The organism is Homoserinimonas sp. OAct 916 (assembly GCF_003260275.1).
GTDB lineage: Bacteria > Actinomycetota > Actinomycetes > Actinomycetales > Microbacteriaceae > OACT-916.
Genome location: NZ_QJHB01000001.1, coordinates 105,036 through 128,066 on the forward strand (window position 1 = coordinate 105,036; position 23,031 = coordinate 128,066).

Genomic DNA, 23,031 nt, shown 5'->3' on the forward strand with positions numbered 1-23,031 from the left:
CTGCCGCGTTGTCTGCGACGGATTCGAAAAATGCCACGGTGAAAGCCTCACACGGGAAGAAAGTGGAAGTGTTCCCCTGTGGCGAGCGGACCCGGCTTGGCCCCTGAAGCCTTGGATAACATCGGCCGGGTGCGGGTGCACTGCCAACCGGTAACCACTCTAGCGAATCTGTTCCCCGCCCGTTGCCCAGTCACAGGCCTGCGTGGTCACGGGCAGCTGCCGCTGGTGCCCTCGTCCAGTTGGGCGAGCATCAGGTCGGTTCCCGTGAGCTTCACGGTTGCCTCGCCCGGTTGCACCTGAATACTGGACAGCGAGAGTCCGGCCGGTAGATATTGAGCGGCGCAGATGCGCACGTTCTTGTCTGAGAGCGCGCCGAGCAGTTCTTTCACATCGAGCTGGAGAGACCCGTTCGTCACCGAGGCGGTCTTCGGTTGCAGATCGATCCAGGGGCCGTCGATCACCGGTACCGCGGCCACGTTGTAGCCGATCTCGAAGCCGAACAGCGAGACCACGCCGTCGTAGCCGACAGTCTCGTCGCCCAATACCACGGTGCCGGGTTCCCCGGAAGCAGCGGTCCAGCTGTTGAGCGCTGCCTGGTCGATGACCGCCGTAGCCTGGATGTCGCGCACCGGCTTCTCTGCATCGATGGGAACGCCCTGCGCCTCGAGGTGCGCGCTCAGACGCACACCGTCGACAGTGATGGGATCGGCCTCGACGATGACGGAGTCCAGAGACCCCGACAGGTATTGTGCGATCGCGGATGCGCCGCCGACGGTGACCACCGGATCGACGCTGACGTTCTCCGGCAACCCGGCGGTGACCTCATCGCCGATCTGCTGCTCCATCACACCGCGCAGGGCCTGGTCGGCCACGATGTAGCCGACGATCAGAAGCCCGACGGCCACCGCACCGCCGAGCGACCAGGCGAGTATCCTGCGCGAGCGCCGGGTCACATCCGCTCCGGGGCTGATACGCCGAGAAGTTCGAGGCTGTTGCGGATGACTTGCCCGGTGGCCTCGTTCAGCCACAACCGAGTGCGGTGCAGGTCGGTCACCGGATCATCACCGAGTGGAATCACTCGGCAGTTGTCATACCAGCGGTGGTAGAAACCGGCCAACTCCTCGGCGTAACGGGCGACCCGGTGCGGCTCTCGCAGTTCCGCCGCCTGTGCGACGACGCGCGGGAATTCCGCGAGGATCCCCACGAGACGCATCTCGGACTCATGGTCCAACAGTTCCGGCTCGAATGCGCTGCGGTCGATCCCTGCTGCAGCCGCGTTTCGGGAAACCGAGCAGGTGCGGGCATGGGCGTACTGCACGTAGAAGACCGGGTTGTCGTTGGTGCGCTTCTTGAGCAGTTCGGGGTCGAGGGTGAGCGGCGAATCGGCCGGATAGCGGCCGAGGGAGTATCGCAGGGCGTCCGTACCCAGCCACGCCTGCAGGTCGTTCAACTCGATCACGTTACCGGCCCGCTTCGACAGCCTGGCCCCGTTGATGCTGACCAACTGGCCGATGAGCACCTCGATGTCGCGGCTCGGGTCGTCGCCGGCGGCACCGGCGAGCGCCTTCAGCCGGTGCACGTAGCCGTGGTGGTCGGCGCCGAGCAGGTAGATCTTGTGGGCGAAGCCGCGGTCACCCTTGTCGAGGTAGTAGGCGGCATCGGAGGCGAAGTAGGTGTACACGCCATTTGCGCGGCGGATCACGCGATTCTTGTCGTCACCGAATTCTTTGGTGCGCACCCACACCGCCCCGTCTTCATCGAACACGTGGCCCTGCGCGCGCAACCGTTCCACCGCGGTGTCCACAGCACTCTGGCCCGTCGCCGGATCGGTGGTGTGCAGACTGCGTTCCGAGAACCAGACGTCGAAATGCACGTTGAAGCGTTCGAGCGATTCACGGATCTCGCCGAGCTGCAGCTGGTATCCGGTCTCGCCGGCGAGTATCAGCCCGTCGGTCCGATCGAGGTCGAGGATCTCTGGATGCGCCGCCCGCACCCGGTCGGCGAGGTCGGAGATGTATGAGCCGGGGTAGCCGTTTTCTGGAGTGGGCTCGCCGAGCAGCGCGGCGTAGACGGATGCCGCGAAGTTGTCCATCTGGTTGCCGGCGTCGTTGATGTAGAACTCGCTGGCGACCCGTGCGCCGGCAGCGCGCAGCACCCGGGCGAGGGAGTCGCCCAGGGCAGCCCACCTGGTGTGTCCGATGTGCAGAGGGCCGGTGGGGTTCGCTGACACGAACTCGAGGTTGATGCCCTGCCCAGCCAAGGAGTCGTTGTACCCGAACCGCGAACCGGTGTCGACGATGGTCTCCACGATGGCGGCCGCCGCGGCGGCATCCAGGCGGATGTTGATGAATCCGGGGCCGGCGACTTCGGCGCCGGCGATACCGGGCACTCGCACCAGTTCGGCGACGAGTTCCGCGGCGAGTTCGCGTGGTGGCACACCAAACTCTTTGGCCAGCTTCATAGCGACGTTGGACGCCCAGTCGCCATGTTCGCGGTTGCGGGGGCGCTCGAGCGCCAGATCGGCTGCCGAATCTGGCAGGCGAATGTCGCGGCCGCTGAGGGATTGGTGGCGGGATGCCACGATCGTCAAACGGGCGAGAAGTTCGGCGGAGAGTTCGGCGGGAGTCACAGAAGCCAATCTTATCGGTTGCCCCGTGACGCTGACCTCGATCTCGGTCGCGCATCAATTGTGATCCGGCGGAGTGGTGCCGGGGGGATCCCGCCTGCTGGTTGGTATCGTCGGACGAGTTCGACGCAGGGGCCCGAATTGCACCGAGCCGACCGGTCGAGCCCACGGTCGCAGCACAACCGGCAACGCGGCGGCTGGCAACAGAGCGACCAGCAACAGGCGACCAGCAACAGAGCAACCGGCAATAGAAGGATAGAGACCATGACCCAGACGCGCTCCCACTCCAGCACAGCTCCCCGCGCGGATACAGGCCACGGGGCCGGCCCAGGTCGTCGTTGGCTCAGAGGAACGCTGTCTGTCGTCTGCGGCACGGCGCTGTTCGCTGCCCTCACCGCTTGTGCGGCTGGGGTCCCGCTGGTCACCGGCCCGCCCAGCGCACCCACGTCGCCGCCGGTGGTGGCGCCGAGTGCCGAACCCACCACTTCGCCAACAGTGGAGCCCGAGCCCTCGCCGACGCCCACGGAGTCGCCAGAGCCGGATCCCACCCCGATGACCCTCAGTTGCACCGATCTGGTTCCGCTCGAAGTGCTGTACAACTTCAACCCCAACTACGGCACAGACCCGAACTACTCACCGGCCGCCGGTTCTGAGGCCGCCCAGATGGCGGCAGCAGGAGGCCTGGCCTGCGGGTGGATCAACCAGTCGAGTTCCGAGGAGATCGAGATCGCAGTGGCCAAATTGGATGACGCTGCCCTGGGTGCCGCCTACGACAAGGCCATAGCCGACAGCACCCCCGTTCCGCTGTTCGGAATGGAGGGTTTTTTCACCACCGATGGCGACGTCGGAGTGGCGCAGGCGTTCACCCCGGAATACTGGTTGGTTGCTCGCTCGACCGCATTCGTCGAGGCGACAGACGCTCAGGATTTGGTCAACACGGCACTTAAAAACCTGCCAGCATCCTGACCCGGGACGCCCTCCATCAACTGATCCGGCTAGTAATAGAGCCCGGTAGAAACTAGAGCACGATAGACGCTAGAGCACGTTAGAAGCTAGAGCACGTTAGAAGCTGGAGCACGGTCGTAAGAGACGGCGCCTGCGGCGGTGCCGGATCATCAGCGCCCGAGCTATCAGCACCGAGCATCAGCACCGAGCATCACTACTGGAGCATCACCACGGGTACATCACCCCGGGTACATCAATGCCAGAGTGAGGCGTGCTCCCAGCTGGAGGCAGTGCGTGAGTACCTGACCCGCACCTGTTCCCGCGCGGCAGTCGTCTGCCAGAACTCAATCTCCTCCGGCTGCAGTCGATACGCCGTCCAGGCTCGCGGTACGAACAATGGGTTGCCGGCCACGAACTCCTGCGCAGCCGCAAGCTGGCGCCGAACCGCGTCTGCGCCCGGCAGCGGCTTGCTCTGCTCGCCAGTGAGGGCCGCGGCACGCGCCTGGGGGCTGCGGGCGCGGAAGTCTGCCTCACTCACCTCGCGGGGTCCCTCGAACACCTGGCCGCGCACCCTGACCTGCCTGGCCTGCTCACGCCAGTAAAGCGTGAGAGCGGCGGCCGGGTTCTCTACCAGTTGCTCACCCTTGGGGCCGTCACTCATCGAAGCGAACCAGAACCCATCAGTCCTCCCAGCGCCCGAATCCGAACCCGGGGCACGATCTCGCTGGTCGGAAGTGACGTCTTTCAGCAACAGGGTGCGGGCATCCGGACGACCATCCCCGTCAACGGTGGACAGGACCATCGCATGTGGTTGGGAAACCCCAGAGCTGATCGCTCCGTCCAACCAGGTCGCCATCAGATCGTAGGGGTTCTTCGGCACGGTGGCCGCGTCGAAATCGCCCGGCACGATCGGAAACGCGTCCAGTGAGCGCAACCGGAGCCGCAGTGACTGCTGCCCCGACACAGGTTCACCCGACACAGGTTCATCCGACACAGGTTCATCCGACACAGATTCGTCCGAGGCGAACTCGTGTGATCCGGGAGCGCGCGACGCAGAGTCGGGGGGTTGCGAATGCGGATACTGGCGCGGACGCGAATGCTCGGTCATGCGTTCAGCCTAGAGGGCAACATTCGACGACTCGGCTCAGATCCCCAGCACTGCGCGCGCGATCAGGAAGTAGATCACCAAACCACTGGCGTCGACAAACGTGCTGATGAACGGCGCCGAGACGATCGCCGGGTCAACCTTGGCGGCTCGGGCCCCCAACGGGATAGAGCCACCGACGGTCGCCGCCAGGGTGCCGATAGCGGTCACGGTCAAAAGGAGCACCAGGGCGATGTCGGGCCCGACCAGAAGTGCAGCCGGGATGAACCCGACCAGGCCCATTGCGGCGCCCAGCATCAGGCCGACCCGCAACTCCCGGAACATGACCTTGATGATGTCTTTGGGCCGCACCTCTTCCAACGCCAGCGCACGGGTCAAAGTGGTAGCGGCCTGGGCCCCGATGTTTCCTCCGGCGCCGATCAGCATGGGGATGAAGAGGGCCAGCGAGATCGACTGCTCCAGGGTCGCCTCGAAGGCACCCTGCACGGCGACGGTTAAGGATGAGGCCCCGACGAGTACGAACAACCAGACCACGCGGCTGCGCACCACTGCCCACAGGCGGGCCGTCAGATACGGCTGTCGCAGCGGTTCGGCACCACCGGTACGGGCGGCATCCTCGTCTTCGGCGTCGGAGAGGATCTGGGCCGCATCGTCGAAGGTGAAGAGCCCGACGAGACGGTCTTCGAGGTCGACCACCGCGGTCGCGATCACATCAGCTTCCACAACACGACGGGCGGCCGGTTCCTCCGGGTCGGTCACCCGGATCAGGATCGGGTCGTGCATGAGCTCTTCGACGAGCGTGTCCGGCTCGGCCATTAAGAGGTCACGCAGTTCGACAGCCCCCACCACGATGCGGTTCTCGGCGGCTACTGGCAGGAAGTAGATGGTGGTTGCATGTTGCCCGGCCTCGCGCACATGCTCCAGTGCCTCGGCGGCGGTCATGGTGGCGAGCACCTTGATGAACTCCGGGCTCATACGCCGGCCGATGCTGCCCACCGGGTAGCCCATCAGGGTCGCGGTGAGCTTCCGCTCCTTGTCGGACAGGCCGAGCAGAAGCTTCTTGGCCACGTTGGCGGGTAGTTCGTCAAGAAAGCCGACCCGGTCGTCGGGGTCGAGATCTTCGATGATCTGGCCGACCTTTTCGTCGCGCAGGCCACCGAGGAGCTCCGTCGCGAGTCCAGCATCCAGGGCTTCGAAGACCACGACCGCTTCTTCCTTCGGCAGCAGCCTGAAGAGAAGGGCGCGCCGCCGGAACGAGATGCGGCCCATGAGAGCGACGATTTCACTCGTATGCACTTCACGCAGGGCGGCCCGCAACACGCGGAGGTCCGTCTCGTCGCTGTCTTCGAGCACTTCCAATGCATCGAGTTCAATCATTGCCGCCACCTCACTCTCCCGGCGCTACACTACTGCACCACGAAAGGGTTTCCAGATGCAGAGGACCTCGGTATGCACAGGTTTGACGGCCGGCGCGCGAGGCGCCGCGTGTGCGAGTGACCAGAGAATTGGGCTAATCTTGTTGAGCACTCCTGGCCCCCATAGCTCAGGGGATAGAGCACTGCCCTCCGGAGGCAGAGGCGGAGGTTCGAATCCTCCTGGGGGCACTCATTTCTTGCGTGACGCTCCAGTTCGGACATCTGCCGTGCAGTTGGGAGAAGCGCCGTCGCCAAGCGCACTCACGCTTCAGTTCATGAGCTGATTCGCCGTCGGCCTGACCGACCAGCTCTGATCACCGCCATTCACCCGGTTTGGTGATCCCAACTATGCAACAACCCGGTTTCCTACCAGGAGGTTGCAGCTTCTCGAACGGGTATGTGTTCGGCGCTGAAGCTATGCCATATTGCAATCGGCCGTCTGCCGATTTGCGCAATTCTAAACTTCTGTCACACTGACCGGCATGGAGAACATTGACGTTTTGCCCGGCCAGCATCCAAATATTTCGGAACCGCCACCGGAACCGCAACCCCGCAACAAATTTGGTTTTGCCGCGATGATCATCGGAATCGTGGCGATCGTGATCTCATTCGTGCCATTCGTGAACCTGAGTGTCGGGCTGATCGGCCTGGTCGGGCTCGTGCTCGGAATCATCGGCCTCACCAGGAATGGCCTGCCAAAACGTCAGGCGCTGACTGGTGTGATCCTCTCAGCGGTCGCGATGGTTGTCGCGATCGTGATGACCATCGTCTACAGCCTTATGTTCGCCAGTTCCCTTGGCGAAAGCCTGGAGGAGTCGTTCGGCGCGGAGTGGGAGATCGTGGAGGACGACCCATTCGGCGGCGAATCCCTGTTCGGCGACGACTTCTCCTTCGACGAGGAAACGGGAATCGACGAGGAAACAGGGTTCGACGAGGTCGAGTGGGAGCCGATTACAGAAGGTGAGCTGGGACCGGAGCTCGGAATTGCGGATGGCGTGGGCGCCGCAGACTCTCCACTTCCGCTTGGGACTCCGATGAGGATCATGGGAATGGGGGACTGGGAATATGAGCTTGTGCTCGGCCCGACCATGCTCAACGCCAATGCCTACGTCGCCGAAGCGGACTCCGGCAACAAACCGCCGCCGGAAGGACAACAGTACGTCGCGGTCGATGCCACGATCACCTACATAGGTCCAGAAGCGGAGAGCGACGGAACCTCTCCCTCGTTCAGTCTTGGCTTCGCATTCAGCGACGGTACGGACAATCCGAGGACGAGCCTTCGAGACCTGAAGAATGTGCATGAGAGCTTGACCGGGTACAGCCTGGCGCAGAACGAATCGGCAACCGTCACCTACGTCAGGCTCGTCCCGAGCGCTGAGGTCGAAAACGGTATGTGGAAAGTGACGCAGTCATTCTGGATGCGGGACGTCTACTTCACTGCGAAGTAGGTTTCCTAGACAGTCATGCGTGCACCTCGGCCTGCAGAGGAGGTACGGGCCGAACCGTAGTCGATACTGCTTCGGTAGGCGATGCTGCAGCGAGAGCACCCCCGCAGAGGTGTACTTAAAATGTGGCGTGTCCCAGAGGTGCAGGTCGGCGTGTGGCCGGCTACCTGGTGCGGTGGGTACGGCCTGGTTTGGCTCTAACCGGGTTCGTCACGGTTTGGGTCACGGTTTGGGTCACGCTTTCGGTGAAGGTGGGCCAGGTGTCTGGCTGGTCGGTGATGATCCGGCCGGTGGGGGTGGTCCATTCCAGTACTCCCGGGGACATTTGTTTCACTTCCCACCCGCCGTGGTGTTTCAGGGTGTGGTGGCCGCGGCAGAGGTGGGCGAGGTTGTTGGGCACGGTGGGGCCACCTACTTCGGCGGGGATGGTGTGGTCGATGTCGCACCGGCCGGCAGACCGGGTGCAGCCCGGCTGTCGGCACCGGCCATCTCGCAATCGAAGGAACCGGCGAAGTTTCGCCGACGGCCTATACGTGTCGGCGGTCAAGGCCATGCCGGTGACCGGGTGGGTGAGCAGCCGTGTCAGCCTGGGTGCGTCGGCGGCCAACCGGCGGGCGGTGGCCGGGTCGATCGGGCCCTTCCCCGCGAGCGTCGGTGGTTCCAGCCGGACTTTCCCGGGTTTCGTCCCCGTACCAGTGCCTGTATCGCGGGCAGTGTTCGTGCCTGTGCTGGTATCGGCGCCGGTGTCGGGGTTAGTCCTGGCGCTTCCTGTTGCTCCGGTGCTGTTGCCATCGTTCCTGCCGGCGTGGCTGCGTGCGTTGGTGTCTGTGGTGCCACCGCCGCCGCCACCGCCACCGCCGCCGGTGTCGGTGCCCGGGTCTGTGTGGAGGAGGGTGAGTGCGGGGATCACGACCGCGATCTCGGCGCGGATGCCGATGCCGGCGTGGTGGGGTGCGTCTTCGCAGCCGGTGGGTTGCCCGGTCAGTAACAGCTCACAGGCCAGATCGGCGCGCAACTGGTCATAGCTGCGTGGCTCACCGGTGACCAGGTCACCGGTGTCAGGGTCGAGGGTGCGGGCGCCGGCGGCGCCGGTGATGGCTTTGGCCTGTTGGGTGAGCCGGTCCAGGATGCCCTCCGCCAACACGGTCGGCACGGTCATACCCAGCTCGGACAGGCCGTCACCGATGTCGTGCACCCACACCCGGCGTTGTTTGTACGCCTGGTCGTACCGTTGCTGAAAAGTGACCTCGCCGCACGTCGCGGCCGCCCGTTGCGCGTACCGGCCGAGCCTGCCCGGGGTGGTGTCGGCCGCTTTGTCCAACACCACCTGTTCGTAGACGGCCCGGGCGGTGTCGTCCTGGATGGGCAGGCCGTGGTCGGCGATCACCCGGATATGGCCCAGGTCGATGCGGCCGTCGTTGAGAGCGGCGACCGCGGCCGGGTAGTCGGTGACGAACCGTTCCGCGTCAGCGAGGCGGCGACCCATGGTGCGCTCAGAGACCCGGTGCGCGGCGGCGAGGTCGGCGACCAGGGACCGGTGCGCGATCGACGGGTCACAACCGTACAGTTCGGTGTTGCCGGCCCGCGCCCACACCGCCAGGGTCGCCAACTCGTGCAACTCCTGGGCCTGCAGGGCACCCATCTGCTGCCGGATCACCACGGTGCGGGCGATCGCAGCCGCCGCCTTCTCATCACCGGGACCAAACAGGACAGCGTTCCCAGCTACAGCGGAGTCGTCGGACCGGGTCGGGTTGGCCGGGATATTCGACGGACCCGGCACCCCGTAGTCGGCTGGAACCCCCAGGAGGTGAGGACCTTCCCCCGCGCCAGGTTCGAACATATGTTCCATACAAGCAGTCAACCATGACCCACCGACATTTCGACCGGCGAGTGACGGACCTGTGGATAACTCCAGTCGTCCTGAACTTGAGGCGTCAGGAGGCCGTGACGATTTCCGCACCATACCCCAGCGTGCGCAACCGACTCACCGCCCACACAAGAGACGCCACCGCCATCGTTGCAACGGCAATCGCGACCGCATAGAGGGCGACGACACCGTATCCCTGCGCCGGATCCAAGAACGGATATGGCACCCAGCCGTCGGTCGCCCCACGGATCAGAACTACCACCACCCAGACGATCGGGTAGACCAGCGGAACCCAGACGAGCCGCCAAGCCAGGCGCGCACGGTCGCCGAAGGCCAGCCAGTCGATGGCCGCATAAATGGGCAGCACCACGTGCAGGATCGTGTTCGCCCAGCCCAGCGACACCCCGCCCTCTAGGCCTACCAAGAGGGTGTTGTACACGATTCCGACGATCACGATGTACGTGGTCGCGCAGCCACGAAGAAGACTCACTCCAGCGCCACGCTCGCGTCCGAATGTCGCGGCAACAGCGGTGACCAGAAGAGCCGCGATCATGATCAGGTTGCTCTGCATCGTGAAGAAACCGAAGAAATTGAACGGATTGATGGTGGCACGAGTGGCGGTGTCGAAGAACGTGGCGACAACGGCTGTGATTCCAATCGCAGCGAAGATCAGTCGAATGAGTGCTCTGAGTGTGGTCATCCGGATTCCTTACGTCATCGGAAATCGGGGGCGGCCTGCGGATTCGTCCATGGAGCGCTGCTTACCTGAATTCTACGCGCTGCATTTCTGCACGAGGCAGCGCGCCTCTAGAGCCATAACCTGACATTTCGCTCATTTTTCGCTAAGGTCTCTGGAGACATCCTCAATTTGCTGTGCGCGACACATTCTGCGCCACGCCAACACATGAACGGACTGATCACGTGAAATTCTCGCGCATCATCGCATCGACCGGGGCAGTCGCCCTTGTCGCAGCGTCAGTACTCCTCGGGGCCGGAGTTGCCCAGGCCGCCGACTACTTCGTCACCGCTGACGACTTCGGCGTCGAAGGCGACTCGTACCCCCAGGGTTGGTTTGTCGGGGACATGGGCCCCCAGACTGGAAGTATCCAGTCCACGCCTGACGGCCTCGAAATCACCGGGCCGCTGCAGATCCTGAACGGTACGACCCCGTCCACCGACATCCTCGGTCTCGTGGGCAACGATCTCGATCTCCGGCACACGGGGACCGCGACGTTCCAGATCCCTGTTTACACGGGTACTGGAGCGAACGGATTCACCACGTTCCGCCCCGCGCCCTCGACCTTGCCCTGGAATCCGAACGGCGACTGGATAACAAGTCAGGCGTGGGGCGGCTACGCCAAGGGCGCCACAGCCAGCCTGACAGAGTTCGCAGCAGCCATGGACCCCGGATACACCATCCTTGCATTCGGGCTTTTCGTCAATGCCGGAGACGTCGTCACGGTCCAGCAGATCGAGTGGGCCGGAGACACGCACTACTTTGTGCCCGGGCCGACCGGCGTCTTCGACATCTCGGTGCTGAGCCTCGACGACTTGCGGAAGAACGGCGTCAGTGTGACCTTCACCAATCTGCCAAAGTCGCTTTGGGCCTGGTGCAACATCGTCGCGGGCGAATATGAAGCGATTGATTGGCCGAACCTGGACGACGAGGATTTTATCTCTAAACAGCAGATCGACCTGAACGAGGACGGGTCCCTCACAGTGACCTACCAGCCGGGCGCAGATGTGGAGCTCGCGGACGGCCCGTACACCGTGGCGTGCTTCACGTCAGAAGTGGACTCCGCCCTCAACACTGCGCACGCCACTTTCACGATCGCTGAGGCAAACGAGGAGACTCCCGTGCCGCCCGCCGACGAAGGCGACGAGGAAGCTCCCCTGCCGCCCGCCGACGAAGGCGACGAGGAAGCTCCCGCGCTACCCGTCGACGAAGGCGACGAGGACGAGTCGGCGGTCCCAGTCGTCGCTGCGCCTAAGAACGCCACCCCCGCGCTAGCAGCGACCGGCGTCGACGGCGGTCCGCTCGCCCTCGCTGCCTTCCTGCTGGTCCTGGGCGGCCTGGGAGTCACCGCCGTGGCGACACGTCGCACCGTGAGCGCGCGATAGTCACCGCTGTAACCACCTGAAAGTTGGGGGCCGAGACGATATCGTCTCGGCCCTCAGTTCGCACCCACACCGCGCATACCTGCAGCGATCGCGGAGTCAGAGTGCGCGAGTGGTCTCCATGGTCAGCACGGGGGTGCCGTCCACATCGGCCAGCGAAAGCGTTGCCGAAAGCCCGACGAGTTCAGCGGTAGAGCCCAGATGCGTTCCTCCGCAGGGGATGCGCACCTCGCCGTCAACGGCATCGGCGAGTTCGCACACCCAATACCGGCGGTCGGTGAGGCCCTCGCCGTCACGATCGATGCGAACAGTCGACGCGGATGCGGTCCATTCCCCCAGGGTCTGGTTCACCGCGGCTCCGACATCTGCGAGCGCCTCGGCCAAACCGTCAGTGGTGAAACCCTTCTTGCGCAGCGACTTGCCCAGTCGATAGGTGTCGATCGACCCGTTCTCGCGGATGACCGAGGATGCGTTCGCCGCCTGGTCGAAGTCGGGGCTGCCCACGCCGTCTGGGCGCACCTCCTTGCGCCAGCGATCAGCCATCGCCCGGTTGAGTGCGAGCGCCGCCAGGTGGCAGCCGGTGTGGCCCGCAGACAGCGCGAGGCGGTGATCGGCATCCACCCGCTGCTCGACCCGGTCGCCTTCGGCCAGGCTCGTGCCGCCCTCGACCAGGTGCGCGACCACGAACGCCCAGCCCTCGCTTCCCTTGGAAACCGGGATGTCCGCGCCGAGATGCAATGCCTGCCCGTCGGTGGCTCCGACGACGCAGTCCACCACCGAGTACTCCCGCTCGCCGGCCACCAGCACCGCGCGATCCGGGCCCTGGTCGGGCCAGCCGGCATCCACCGGGTGACAGCAGGTGGCGTCGAGCAACACCGCGGTACGACCGTCGGCAACCGGTTCAACGTGCAGCACCGTGCCGAAGCCGGATATCTGGCCGGTCGGATAGGTGACGAGGGTGTCAACGCCGGGCAAAGTCATGGAGGATTCCTTGGTTGTTCGGGTGGTGCCCTCGGGAGGGACACCGGGGCGGCACCATCGAGGCGGCACCGTCGAGGCGGCACCATCGAGGCGGCAGCGTCGAGCCGGCATGGCACGACGCATCCATTGTGTCAAACCTCTCGCCCGGAACTCGATCGACCGCAGCACTTTGTCAGACATGGCAGAGTTGTCTTAGCAACGCCGCCGCCCAAACCCAACCTGTGGAGCACAATCCAGATGAAAGCCCTCTTCAAGGAAACAGCCGGACCCGGACTCACGCTTGTCGAGCGCCCCGAGCCGTCACCGGGACCGGGCGACGTGAAGATCAAGGTGCTGCGCACGGGCATCTGTGGCACCGACCTGCACATCGAGTCCTGGGATGCCTGGGCCGAAGGTGCTGTCAACGCGCCGCTGATTCCCGGGCACGAGTTCTCGGGCCGAGTGGTCGAGATCGGGGAAGACGTGACCACCGTTTCGGTGGGTGAACTGGTCTCGGGCGAGGGCCACGTGGTCTGCGGGCACTGCCGCAACTGCCGCGCCGGTCGCCGTCACATGTGCAAGAACACGTCGAGCCTCGGAGTGAACCGCGACGGTGCATTCGCCGAGTTCGTGGTCATCCCCGAAGATAACGTCTGGCAGCACCAGGAAGGCATCGATCCCGATCTGGCGGCCATCTTCGACCCGCTCGGTAACGCCGTGCACACCGCGTTGTCGTTCCCCCTGGTGGGCGAAGACGTGTTGATCACCGGCGCCGGCCCGATCGGCCTGATGGCCGCGAAAGTTGCCAGACACATCGGTGCCCGCTTCGTCGTGATCACAGACGTCAACCCCGACAGGCTGGAGTTGGCGCGCAGCATGGGCGTGGACGTGGCCGTGGATGTCAGTCGCACCCGCGTGGCCGAGGCGCAGAAGCAGCTGGGCATGCAGGAGGGCTTCGACGTGGCGTTCGAGATGAGCGGGCATCCGACCGCCCTGCCTGAAGTCCTGGATAATCTTGCGCACGGCGCCCGGGTGGCCATGCTCGGACTACCCACCACATCGATCGACATCAACTGGGCGAAGGTGGTCAGCCACATGATCACCATCAAGGGCATCTACGGCCGGGAGATGTTCGAGACCTGGTACGCGATGACCGCGATGGTGTCCACTGGCCTGGACGTGTCTGCCGTGATCACCGACCGTTTCCCCGTGTCCGAATGGCAACAGGCCTTCGCAACGGCCCGGGCAGGCAACTCGGGCAAAGTCGTCATCGACTGGAGCTGACGCTCCCCCGCCGAAGGCGCACACCCAACAGGCTGCAACAGCACACTTTCAAGGAGACCCCACTCATGTACGGAAACATCAAAGAGCAGTTGGCCGAGACTCTGACCGAGATCCGGGAGGCCGGGCTCTACAAGACAGAGCGCCAACTCGAGTCGGCCCAGTCGTCACACGTGGGCGTGGCCGGCAGCGGAGTGCTGAACTTCTGCGCCAACAACTACCTCGGGCTGGCCAACCATCCCGATCTGGTCAAGGCTGCCAAGGTGGCCCTCGACGAGTGGGGCTTCGGCATGGCCAGCGTGCGCTTCATCTGCGGCACGCAGACCCAGCACGTCGAGCTCGAGGACAAGCTCTCCGCGATGCTGGGCACCGAGGCGACCATCCTGTTCCCGTCCTGCTTCGACGCCAACGGGGCAATCTTCGAGGTGCTGCTCGACGCGCAGGATGCAGTCATCTCCGACGAATTGAACCACGCCTCCATCATCGACGGGGTGCGGCTGTCCAAGGCCCAGCGCTACCGCTACAAGAACCGCGACCTGGCCGACCTCGAGGAGCAGTTGAAGGCATCCGCAGATGCCCGCCGCCGCCTGATCGTCACTGACGGCGTGTTCTCGATGGACGGCTACCTGGCTCCACTGCCAGAGATCTGCGACCTGGCCGAGCGGTATGACGCCATGGTCATGGTCGACGACTCCCACGCCACCGGCTTCGTCGGCGCCACCGGGGCCGGCACCCCAGAACACTTCGGGGTGACCGACCGCATCGACATCCTCTCCGGCACCCTCGGCAAGGCGCTGGGCGGAGCATCCGGCGGCTACATCAGCGCCCACCAGGAGATCGTCGACCTGCTGCGCCAGCGCGCCCGGCCGTACCTGTTCTCCAACGCGGTGGCTCCTGCTGTGGTCGCGGGTTCGATCGCGGCACTCGACGTCGTCGCCCAGGCGGATGACCTCAGAGACACTCTGCACTCGAACGCGCAACTGTTCCGTTCGCTGATGTCGGATGCCGGCTTCACCCTTCTGCCCGGAGACCACCCGATCATCCCGGTGATGTTCGCCGACGAGCATGAGGCCCAGGCGATGGCCGAACTGCTGCTCGAGCGCGGAATCTACGTGATCGCGTTCTCGTACCCGGTGGTTCCGCTCGGCAAGGCGCGCATCCGCGTGCAGATCTCGGCGGCGCACAGCGAAGACGATATCCGCACCGCAGCGCAGGCTTTCATCGACGCGCGCGCGGCGCTGTAGCAAACTACCCCATCAGGGGCGGCGCGCCCGGGGTGAGGGCGCTATGCGCGTGCAGAATCAGCTGGGTGTCCTGCTCGGGAAAAACCCGGCGTTCGGCGCGCAACAACTCCAGCGGGGGGTTGACGCTGTCGACGAGTTCTGTGAGCGACGGCCTGGGCCTGGCATCGAACGGGCCGACCTTGCTCTCCGGGCCGTGCAGCACAATCAACAATTCACCGCCCGGCTTCAACCATTCAGCGATCCGGCGGAAATCGTCGGTGAGATTGACGAACGCGCACAGGATGAGGTCGAAGCCGCCGCCGTGCAATACGAGTGACGGGGTCCAACTGCGCACATCGGCAACCTGGGTCTCTATCTCGAGCTTGGCCAGCTCCGCGCGCTCCAGGCATCGGTTGATCTGGTTGGGCGACGAGTCCACGGCCGTGACCTTCCAGCCATGCTGTGCGAGCCAGATGCTGTGGCGACCACTTCCGGCCCCGACATCGAGCGCACGCGCACCCTCGGGCACAGTGTGGCCGCCCAAAAGTTCGACAATCGCCTTGTTCGGATCCAGGCGCGCGTGGTACGGGTGCCCGTAGTCACCTGTCAGTGCCGGGTCATCACGCCACGTCGGTCGGATCGCATTGTTCGAGTCGGCTGCCATAACCCCAAACTAGTCTTCTCCCGCGCCGCTGGCCAGCATCCACCACCTCGAACCCGGCTGCCGGGGGCGAAAACCGGTCGTGCACACCCACACCGTTCCGGAGAGTTCATGCGAGACTGGGGTCGTGTCCAAGTCGCAATTCATCATCGTTCCCGAATGGCAGGGGTCGAGTTCGTCACGCGCCATGCGCCTGGTCGATGGGGCCAACGCCATCTTGGGCGACCTGCCCCAGTCCGCCACCCGCGTGGTCGAAATTCCCACAGGTGCGGGCGATATGGTCGAGACCGGAATCGCCCGGTTCACGTCGTTGCAGTCGGTGCGGCGGGCGCAGGCGCGGGTGCTGGCCGAGACGCCAGAACCGGCGATCACCATCGGGGGCGACTGCGGGGTTGAATTGGCGGCCGTGGAAGCGGCCCATGCCCGGCACCTGGGGTCGATGGCGCTCGTCTGGCTGGACGCCCATGCCGATCTGAACACGCCACAGACGTCGCCGTCAGGAACGTTCCACGGGATGGTTCTGCGTGCGTTGATGGGTGAAGCGGCACCCGGGTTGATCCCGGAGTCGGGCCACGAACTTCTCGCCGAAATGGTGGTGCTTGCCGGGGTACGGGCGCTGGATGACGCCGAGGACGAGTTCATCGCTTCGGCCGGTATCACGGTCTTGACTCCGGCACAGTTGACTGACCCACAATCTCTGGTGCGCGCGATCGAGAACACGGGCGCGACATCCGTCTACCTTCACGTCGACCTTGATGTGCTGGATCCGAGCGATATCGCCGGGGTGACCTACCCGGAACCGTTCGGGGTGAGCGCAAGCGACCTGACCGCACTGATCCGCGCGGTGCGTGGGCGCTTTCCCCTGGTCGGCGCAGGAATCACCGAATTCGCCCCGGCCAGCCCCAACCAGGCCGCAGACGACCTGCCGACCATCCTGCGCGTGATCGGAGCCCTCACCTCGTAACCGAAGTACGCACAACCATGGTTTCCGCAACCACAGCTCTCGAAACCACAGCTTTCTAAACCACAGTGTTCGGTAGAACGGTGCTCGGCAGAACAGTGTTTCGCAGAACAGTGTTTCGCAGAAAAGGGCTTGGCAGTACAGTGCTCAGCAGAACCGGAAGGAACCTGAAATGGTGACCGAAGACTACGACCTGATTGTGATCGGCGCGGGTGCAGTGGGTGAGAATGTGGCAGACCGGGCAACGCGGGGTGGGCTTCGAACCGTCGTCATCGAGCGCGACCTGGTCGGCGGAGAATGCAGCTATTGGGCCTGCATGCCGTCCAAGGCACTGCTGAGAAGCCCTGCGGCTCTGCGCGCAGCCACGGCGGTCGGCGGGGCCAGGGAAGCCATCACGGGCGATCTGGACGTCAACGCGTTGCTGGACCGGCGGGACACATTCACAAGCCACTGGAAGGACCATGGGCAGGTCGACTGGCTGGAATCCGCCGGAATCGACCTGATCCGCGGCCGCGGGAGCATCCACGGTGCGCGAAAAGTGATCGTCACCACTGAAGACGAAGGCCAATTCACGCTCACCGCGAAGCACGCCGTGGCGCTCTGCACCGGTAGCACCCCGCTCATCGCGCCCATCCCGGGGATCGCGTCGATGGCGCCCTGGACCAGCCGCGACCTGACCGCTGTCACGAACATCCCGGAGAGCATCATCATCGTCGGCGGCGGCGTCGTCGCCTGTGAGATGGCCACTGTGTTCGCCCAGTTGGGCAGTGTCGTCACCGTGCTCTCACGCAGCCAGTTGCTCGATTCCGAGGAACCGTTCGCCGGCGAGCTCGTGGCCGAATCCCTGATCGGAATGGGCGTGGACCTTCGCCTGAAGACGCACATTTCGAAATTGAGCCGCGCGGCGGATGGAACCGTGCACGCCGTGCTTGAAAACGGCGCACAGATCTTCGCGGAACAGATCGCCGTCGCGACCGGCCGCAAGCCACGAACAGACGACGTAGGGCTCGACTCAGTGGGGCTCGTCCCCGGCGACTGGCTGCACGTTGACGACACCATGCTCGTCCGCGACCCTCACACCGGCGGCTCAGAGTTCGACGGCGAGAGCGATTGGCTCTACGCGATCGGCGACGTGAACAATCGTGCCCCGCTCACCCACCAGGGCAAATATCAGGCGAGGGCCGCCGGCGACGTGATCGTGGCCCGTGCCGCCGGGTTGTCTGTGACCGCCGAGCCGTGGTCTCAGTACGCCGCAACCGCCGATCATCAGGCGGTACCGCAGGCGATCTTCACCGAACCAGAAGTCGCATCAGTGGGCCTGACCGCGGCCGCGGCGAAGAAGGCGGGCTACGAGATCCGCGTCGTCGACTACGAGATCGGTCACGTGGCAGGGGCCGCACTGCATGCAGACAACTATCGGGGAACCGCCCGCATCGTGGTCGATGAGAGTCGTCGCGTGCTGCTCGGCGCCACGTTTGTGGGGCCCGAAGTCGCAGAGTTGTTGCACGCCGCCACGATCGCCGTGGTCGCCGAGGTACCCATCGAGCGCCTCTGGCACGCGGTTCCGTCCTATCCGACCATCAGTGAGGTCTGGCTCCGATTGCTCGAAGCGTATGGCCGGCCGTCAGACTGGTGACATGCGCATTCTGAAACGGATCCTGCTTGACGAGGCCCTCACCCGGCCCGGTTACCTGTATGCGTCTGCAGTCGGCCTGGTCTGGGGTTTCATCTGGAGCACTGGCCGAGTCGAGCGGGTCAACGGCCTGTTCATCTTCACCGGGATGCCGAAATGGTCGTTCGGGCGCGGTGGCTCCTGTGTGGGCTCCAGTTACCTCACCGACCACAACGTCTCCCCCGACGTGCTCGAACACGAGGCAGTGCACCGGCTGCAATGGCAGAAATACGGCACCTGGTTTCCGTTCCTGTACCTGCTCGCCGGACGCAACCCGCTGAAGAACCGGTTCGAGATCGAGGCCGGGCTGGAAAAGGGCGGCTACCTGCGCACCCCACAACGCTGACCGCTCCCTGCGCTGGACCCACAGCACCGAGGGGTCAGGATCGGCGTCTGGCGCGGCCGCTGAGGTGCTGCTGAGGTGCCGATCCTGACCCCTCAGCGGTGGAGGGCCCTGTTGGATTGGGCAAGGGCTGGGCTGAGCTGAGCTGAGCTGAGCTGAGCTGGGCTGAGCTGGGCTGAGCTGGGCAAGTCAGGCGGCGCGGCGTCCAAGCCTGTAGGCCTCACGGGTGGTGATCATGTCATCTGACAGACCCAGGGTCTCGGTCAGGTACTCGTGGATGGCCGCCACACCGCGGTAGTCGCCGCCCAACCACACCTGGGTGCGAGCCAGCTCGGTGGAATCACTGTCGGTCTCGGCGGCTTCGCAGATCATCTCGGCGGCCCAGGCGCGGGCGGCACGGGACACTGCCGTCCCCGGGCGACAGGCCTCGGCCGTTCCGGGTGCGCCAGAGCGCGTGGACCGGGCCAACCAGGTCACGGTCATCCGCGGCGGCACCGCAAGGAGCCCGATGTGGTCCGGGGTGGGGACCTCCACGAAGACCCGGCCGCGCGCACAGAGAGGCAACGCCGCCAGTGCCAACTCGAGTTCGGCGAACGTCGTCTCATCGCTGGTGAGGAGGAAGTGGGGCGCTCCGGTGGTGTGTTTGGTCCTGGCCGAGTGGCCGGTATGCTGCGTGATCATCGCCTCAAGTATAGGACAGCCTTACCTAACTCGGCGAGGGTCGAAGGAGATTCTCCGGGTCACCACTGCACGGGATGTCTGGCCTGCCAGTCGATCACGCGCTCCAATTGTGCCCCGAGCGCGAGCAGGGTCTCCTCCCCACCCGGCCGACCGATCAATTGAACCCCCATCGGCAGCCCGGTGGCGGTCTGTGCGATCGGCAACGTGATCGCGGGCAGACCGGCCACGTTCACGAATGAGGTGAACGGCGTGTACTGCACCTGTTGGGCGAAGTTACGCTCGGCGTCCTCGGCGTCATACCAGCCGACCGGACGCGGAGTCATTGCCAGGGCGGGGGTGAGCACCGCGTCAAAGCCGGCGAAGAGACGGATGATCTGGGCTTCGAACGCACTGAGCGCGGCGAGCGCCTCTGCGAGCTGCCGGGCGCTGAGGGCCCGGCCCACGGCGACCAACCATTGTGTCAATGGTTCCAGGAGGTGCAACGCCTCGCGCTCGGCCGGGATGCTCGCGGCACCCGCCTGCCAGATGGTGCGGAACGCCGGAGCGTAGCCAGGGGTGGGTGGCAACGCCAGTTGGTCGATCTCGTGGCCAAGGGCGGCGAACTCACGCACCGCTTGGGCCAGGGCATCCTGGGCCTCTGGTGCGATGGTGATCTCGTAGGCGTCGTCCCAGGGCGTTGTGGTCATGACACCGAGCCGAAAGGTGCCTTCGGCGGCGAGCGCCGCCTGCAGAAGGCTGCCGCTCAACTCGGGCGCGCGCAGGGTGAAGTGGTGGTCGACACGGCCATCCGAGCGGCCGATCATGCCATCGGCCAGCAGCGCGGTGTCGGCGACCGTGCGCGCCAGTGGCCCGGCCACGGCAAGGCCGCCGAGACTGCCGATGCCACTGCCGGCCGGGATGAGCCCGCGGGACGGTTTGAGGCCGACCAAGCCGCAGGCTGCGGCCGGGATGCGCACCGACCCGCCACCGTCGGAGCCTGGCGCGAACGGTAATAACCCGGCGGCGACAGCCACCGCTGCTCCTCCGCTGGATCCGCCGGCACCGAGGCTCATGTCATAGGGCGTGACCGCGGGCGGAGCCACCAACGACTCGGTGTAGGAGGGTAGGCCGAACTCCGGGGTATTCGTCTTGCCCAGGCTGATCGCGCCGGCATCGTCGAGCACCGTGGCGATCTCGTCCGAGGTCTCAGGGATGAACCCGGCGGTCAGTCGGGAGCCGAACCCGCAGGGCACTCCTTTGCGCTGGGTGAGATCCTTGTCAGCGAACGGCAACCCCCACAGCGTGACCGGCTTCGGCCCGGACTGCTCAAGGGCGCGGGCGGCATCGAGGGCGGCATCCGCTGTCACGGTCACAAAGGCGCCCAACGGCTCATTCAGCCGGTCGATGCGTTCAAGATAGTGACGGGTCAACTCGACCGGCCCGATGTCACCGGTTTGCAGGGCGTTCCGTTGTTCGAACGCGGTCAGATCGTGTAGCTCAGCCATCTGCCCAGCCTACGGGGCGCCCCCATGGCGGGCTCAGCCGTGCGTCTTTCAGGGCGGCAGCACTCAAACAGGCAGGAGTCAAACAGGCAGTCAACCAGGCAGTCAACCAGGCAGTCAACCAGGCAGTCAACCAGGCAGTCAATCAGGCAGGAGTCAACCAGGGAGCGACCAGTCGATCGGTTCGGCACCGAGCTCGCGCAGGGCGTCGTTGGCCCGGCTGAACGGCTGGGATCCGAAGAATCCGCGCCTGGCCGACAACGGGCTCGGATGCGCGCTCTGGATGGTCGGGATCTCGCCCATCAGCGGCGCCAATTGCTGGGCGTCCCTGCCCCACAGGATTGCCACAAGCGGACTGCCACGGTTCACCAGCGCCCGGATCGCCTGCTCCGTCACCGCCTCCCAGCCTCGCCTCCGATGCGACGCGCTGAGCTGGGGCCGCACAGTCAGCACCCGGTTCAGCAACATGACCCCGCGTTCGGCCCACACGCTCAAATCGCCGTGGGCGGGCGGAGTGACACCGACGTCGTCGAACAGTTCACGGTAGATGTTGATCAGGCTGCGCGGCAGCGGCCGAACCTCCGGGTCAACAGCGAATGCCAACCCGATCGAGTGGCCCGGCGTCGGATACGGGTCCTGGGCGACAATCAGCACCCGTACCGCCTCGAACGGATAGCGAAACGCCCGCAGCACGTTTTCTGGACTCGGCAAGAATTCTCGGCCGGCCTGCTGCTCCTGGTCAAGAAACGTGGTGACAAGCGCCAGTTCATCTGCCACCGGCGCCAGCGCTCTCGCCCAACCTGGATCAATGGGTGGCCACATGATCTGCCCCGCCGCGCTGCTGCCGGAATCCGGACGGTCGCCGGTCACTGGGCGAGCTGCATCGCTCATGCGGGTGTTCGTTTGGTCACCGGGGGCAACGTCGACCACGGGAACATGATCCACCGGTCGGTGGCCCGCCAGACGTAGTGCGGTTCGCAGATCGTGCGCGGCTTGACGTAGAGGCAGGCCGTGCGCACCTCGGCTCCGACGGTCTCCAGGAGTTCCACCACGTGGGCGAGCGTGCGCCCCGAATCCGACACGTCATCGACCAGCAGTACACGTGCCCCAGCCACCGCGTCGTTGTCGAGGATTGGGGGCAACACCACGGGGTCTGGCAGCGTTGCGGGCCCGTCGGTGTAGAACTCGACGTTGAGCGCTCCGCAGCCCTTCACGCCCAGGGCGTAGGCGAGCGCGCCTGCCAGCAACATTCCTCCGCGTGCGATGGCGATCACGAAGTCAGGTTCGAACCCGCTGTCAGCTACGCTCGAAGCCAGTTCGCGGGTGGCCTGGCCGAACCGGCGCCAGCCGAGAACCTCCTTGCCGCTCCCCGCCGCCGTCTGCGCCACTTCAAGCTCGTCGGGTTCGGGTATCTCTGGCAGTGACTGCGTGTCGCGCTTCATATGCTCACGCTAGTCGCCGAGAGACACCCCTGTTGCACCATCCGTTGCTCAGGATGCGCCAGCCTTCCGCGGTACGTCTGCCTGCTGCTCACGTTCGGCCGAGCTCGGCGATCTCTGCCGGCCCGGCCTCAGCCGTATGTCGGCTGTTGGGGCCAGCCGGCCGGGGAGTCCTCCCAGTCCTCCTGGCGGCCATAGGGCGCCAGGTCGAGCATGTTGTTGACGAACAGCAACCGATCAACCCCTCGGGACACGGTCGAATAGGTGCGGTAGATGTCGTCGCCGTCACGCAGGAACACCGAGAGCATGAACCCGCCGTCGCCGCCACAGTCCCGGTAGAACGTAGTGCCTCGTGAGGACACGAACGGGAGCGTCCATCCCTCCCTCTCCATCAGCCGTTCGATCTGACCGATCGGCATCTCCGAGACCGTGGCCCAACTGAGCCCCGCCTCGGCAAGGGTTGCAAGATCGGTGACATTGCGCGTGAAATGGGTGCAGCCCGGACAGAACCCGTCAGCTCCCACGTCCATGAATTGGTAGACGGCCAGCTGGCGGTTATCGCCGAACAGGGCTCGCAATGTGGTGGTGCCGGTGGCGGTCGTGAAGGTGTAGTCACTGAAGCGGGCCATCGGCAGTCTTCGGCGGCGCGCCGCAAGCGCGTCCAGCGACCGCGTTGCGGCCTTCTCCAGCACCATCAGTTCATCACGCGAACGCTGCCACGCGGCCGCGCTCACCACCGGCGGCAACGCCGGAGTGGCTTCCCGTGCCTGATTCATGCCAACACTGTACGCCGCGTTGCGGGCGACGA

General features: G+C 65.1%; 21 protein-coding genes and 1 tRNA gene. 9 read left to right on the forward strand and 13 right to left on the reverse strand.

What is annotated here, in order from left to right; all coding sequences use genetic code 11:
* Positions 1 to 206 precede the first annotated feature (206 nt).
* Both DL891_RS00455 and argS read right to left on the reverse strand, forming a co-directional pair.
* Positions 207 to 953, reverse strand: a complete 747-nt coding sequence (locus DL891_RS00455; RefSeq protein ID WP_111718410.1) for a DUF2993 domain-containing protein — start codon at positions 951 to 953, stop codon at positions 207 to 209.
* The gene (gene argS / locus DL891_RS00460; protein ID WP_111718412.1) at positions 950 to 2,629 is read right to left on the reverse strand and encodes an arginine--tRNA ligase; all 1,680 of its coding nucleotides are present in this window, start codon (positions 2,627 to 2,629) and stop codon (positions 950 to 952) included. Before argS ends, DL891_RS00455 begins: the two co-directional genes overlap by 4 nt.
* A gap of 261 nt (positions 2,630 to 2,890) precedes the next feature.
* On the opposite strand from argS, the gene DL891_RS00465 reads away from it, so the two are divergent.
* A complete protein-coding gene (locus DL891_RS00465; protein ID WP_111718414.1) occupies positions 2,891 to 3,592 on the forward strand; it encodes a hypothetical protein in 702 nt (233 codons plus the stop codon).
* Between the two features lie 232 nt (positions 3,593 to 3,824).
* On the opposite strand, the gene DL891_RS00470 is transcribed toward DL891_RS00465, so the two are convergent.
* Entirely contained in the window at positions 3,825 to 4,550 is a 726-nt protein-coding gene (locus DL891_RS00470) for a pyridoxal 5'-phosphate synthase (protein WP_157962335.1), read from the reverse strand.
* A 165-nt stretch (positions 4,551 to 4,715) separates the two neighbouring features.
* Positions 4,716 to 6,053 carry a magnesium transporter gene (gene mgtE, locus DL891_RS00475; protein WP_111718418.1) on the reverse strand — a complete coding sequence of 446 codons (1,338 nt, stop codon included), beginning with the start codon at positions 6,051 to 6,053 and terminating at the stop codon, positions 4,716 to 4,718.
* A 155-nt stretch (positions 6,054 to 6,208) separates the two neighbouring features.
* Here mgtE and DL891_RS00480 point away from each other — a divergent pair.
* Positions 6,209 to 6,280, forward strand: a tRNA-Arg gene (locus tag DL891_RS00480).
* A gap of 293 nt (positions 6,281 to 6,573) precedes the next feature.
* Entirely contained in the window at positions 6,574 to 7,539 is a 966-nt protein-coding gene (locus DL891_RS00490; protein ID WP_157962336.1) for a hypothetical protein, read from the forward strand.
* Between the two features lie 160 nt (positions 7,540 to 7,699).
* On the opposite strand, the gene DL891_RS00495 is transcribed toward DL891_RS00490, so the two are convergent.
* Together DL891_RS00495 and DL891_RS00500 are read right to left on the reverse strand one after the other, a co-directional pair.
* The gene (locus DL891_RS00495) at positions 7,700 to 9,385 is read right to left on the reverse strand and encodes an HNH endonuclease signature motif containing protein (RefSeq protein ID WP_198668711.1); all 1,686 of its coding nucleotides are present in this window, start codon (positions 9,383 to 9,385) and stop codon (positions 7,700 to 7,702) included.
* Between the two features lie 85 nt (positions 9,386 to 9,470).
* Positions 9,471 to 10,103 (reverse strand): Pr6Pr family membrane protein, encoded by a 633-nt coding sequence (locus DL891_RS00500; RefSeq protein ID WP_111718424.1) that lies wholly within the window; start codon positions 10,101 to 10,103, stop codon positions 9,471 to 9,473.
* A gap of 221 nt (positions 10,104 to 10,324) precedes the next feature.
* Between DL891_RS00500 and DL891_RS00505 the strand changes: the two genes are divergently transcribed.
* On the forward strand, positions 10,325 to 11,524 hold the full coding sequence (locus tag DL891_RS00505; RefSeq protein WP_111718426.1) for a hypothetical protein: 1,200 nt from the start codon (positions 10,325 to 10,327) through the stop codon (positions 11,522 to 11,524).
* 96 nt (positions 11,525 to 11,620) lie between these two features.
* Here DL891_RS00505 and DL891_RS00510 read toward each other — a convergent pair whose 3' ends face one another.
* Positions 11,621 to 12,502 carry a metal-dependent hydrolase gene (locus DL891_RS00510; RefSeq protein ID WP_111718428.1) on the reverse strand — a complete coding sequence of 294 codons (882 nt, stop codon included), beginning with the start codon at positions 12,500 to 12,502 and terminating at the stop codon, positions 11,621 to 11,623.
* Positions 12,503 to 12,739: 237 nt separating this feature from the next.
* Between DL891_RS00510 and tdh the strand changes: the two genes are divergently transcribed.
* The gene (gene tdh, locus DL891_RS00515) at positions 12,740 to 13,765 is read left to right on the forward strand and encodes an L-threonine 3-dehydrogenase (protein WP_111718429.1); all 1,026 of its coding nucleotides are present in this window, start codon (positions 12,740 to 12,742) and stop codon (positions 13,763 to 13,765) included.
* 65 nt (positions 13,766 to 13,830) lie between these two features.
* On the forward strand, positions 13,831 to 15,006 hold the full coding sequence (locus tag DL891_RS00520) for a glycine C-acetyltransferase (protein WP_111718431.1): 1,176 nt from the start codon (positions 13,831 to 13,833) through the stop codon (positions 15,004 to 15,006).
* Between the two features lie 4 nt (positions 15,007 to 15,010).
* Here DL891_RS00520 and DL891_RS00525 read toward each other — a convergent pair whose 3' ends face one another.
* The gene (locus DL891_RS00525; RefSeq protein ID WP_111718433.1) at positions 15,011 to 15,649 is read right to left on the reverse strand and encodes a bifunctional 2-polyprenyl-6-hydroxyphenol methylase/3-demethylubiquinol 3-O-methyltransferase UbiG; all 639 of its coding nucleotides are present in this window, start codon (positions 15,647 to 15,649) and stop codon (positions 15,011 to 15,013) included.
* Between the two features lie 124 nt (positions 15,650 to 15,773).
* On the opposite strand from DL891_RS00525, the gene DL891_RS00530 reads away from it, so the two are divergent.
* The 3 genes from DL891_RS00530 (at position 15,774) to DL891_RS00540 (ending at position 18,625) form a co-directional block, all read left to right on the forward strand.
* The gene (locus DL891_RS00530) at positions 15,774 to 16,610 is read left to right on the forward strand and encodes an arginase family protein (protein ID WP_232818929.1); all 837 of its coding nucleotides are present in this window, start codon (positions 15,774 to 15,776) and stop codon (positions 16,608 to 16,610) included.
* 169 nt (positions 16,611 to 16,779) lie between these two features.
* On the forward strand, positions 16,780 to 18,243 hold the full coding sequence (locus DL891_RS00535; protein ID WP_111718435.1) for an NAD(P)/FAD-dependent oxidoreductase: 1,464 nt from the start codon (positions 16,780 to 16,782) through the stop codon (positions 18,241 to 18,243).
* 1 nt (position 18,244) lies between these two features.
* Positions 18,245 to 18,625 (forward strand): Fe-S oxidoreductase, encoded by a 381-nt coding sequence (locus tag DL891_RS00540; protein ID WP_111718786.1) that lies wholly within the window; start codon positions 18,245 to 18,247, stop codon positions 18,623 to 18,625.
* A gap of 186 nt (positions 18,626 to 18,811) precedes the next feature.
* Here DL891_RS00540 and DL891_RS00545 read toward each other — a convergent pair whose 3' ends face one another.
* The 5 genes from DL891_RS00545 to DL891_RS00570 form a co-directional block, all read right to left on the reverse strand.
* Positions 18,812 to 19,303, reverse strand: a complete 492-nt coding sequence (locus tag DL891_RS00545; RefSeq protein ID WP_111718437.1) for an SIP domain-containing protein — start codon at positions 19,301 to 19,303, stop codon at positions 18,812 to 18,814.
* 59 nt (positions 19,304 to 19,362) lie between these two features.
* Positions 19,363 to 20,787 (reverse strand): amidase, encoded by a 1,425-nt coding sequence (locus DL891_RS00550; protein WP_111718439.1) that lies wholly within the window; start codon positions 20,785 to 20,787, stop codon positions 19,363 to 19,365.
* A gap of 153 nt (positions 20,788 to 20,940) precedes the next feature.
* Positions 20,941 to 21,606, reverse strand: coding sequence for a uracil-DNA glycosylase (locus DL891_RS00560; protein WP_198668730.1), 666 nt, complete (start codon positions 21,604 to 21,606; stop codon positions 20,941 to 20,943).
* A gap of 65 nt (positions 21,607 to 21,671) precedes the next feature.
* Entirely contained in the window at positions 21,672 to 22,226 is a 555-nt protein-coding gene (locus tag DL891_RS00565) for a phosphoribosyltransferase (protein WP_111718442.1), read from the reverse strand.
* 128 nt (positions 22,227 to 22,354) lie between these two features.
* Complete coding sequence (locus DL891_RS00570; protein WP_111718787.1) at positions 22,355 to 22,999, reverse strand: DUF899 family protein; 645 nt, start codon at positions 22,997 to 22,999, stop codon at positions 22,355 to 22,357.
* Positions 23,000 to 23,031: the final 32 nt, after the last annotated feature.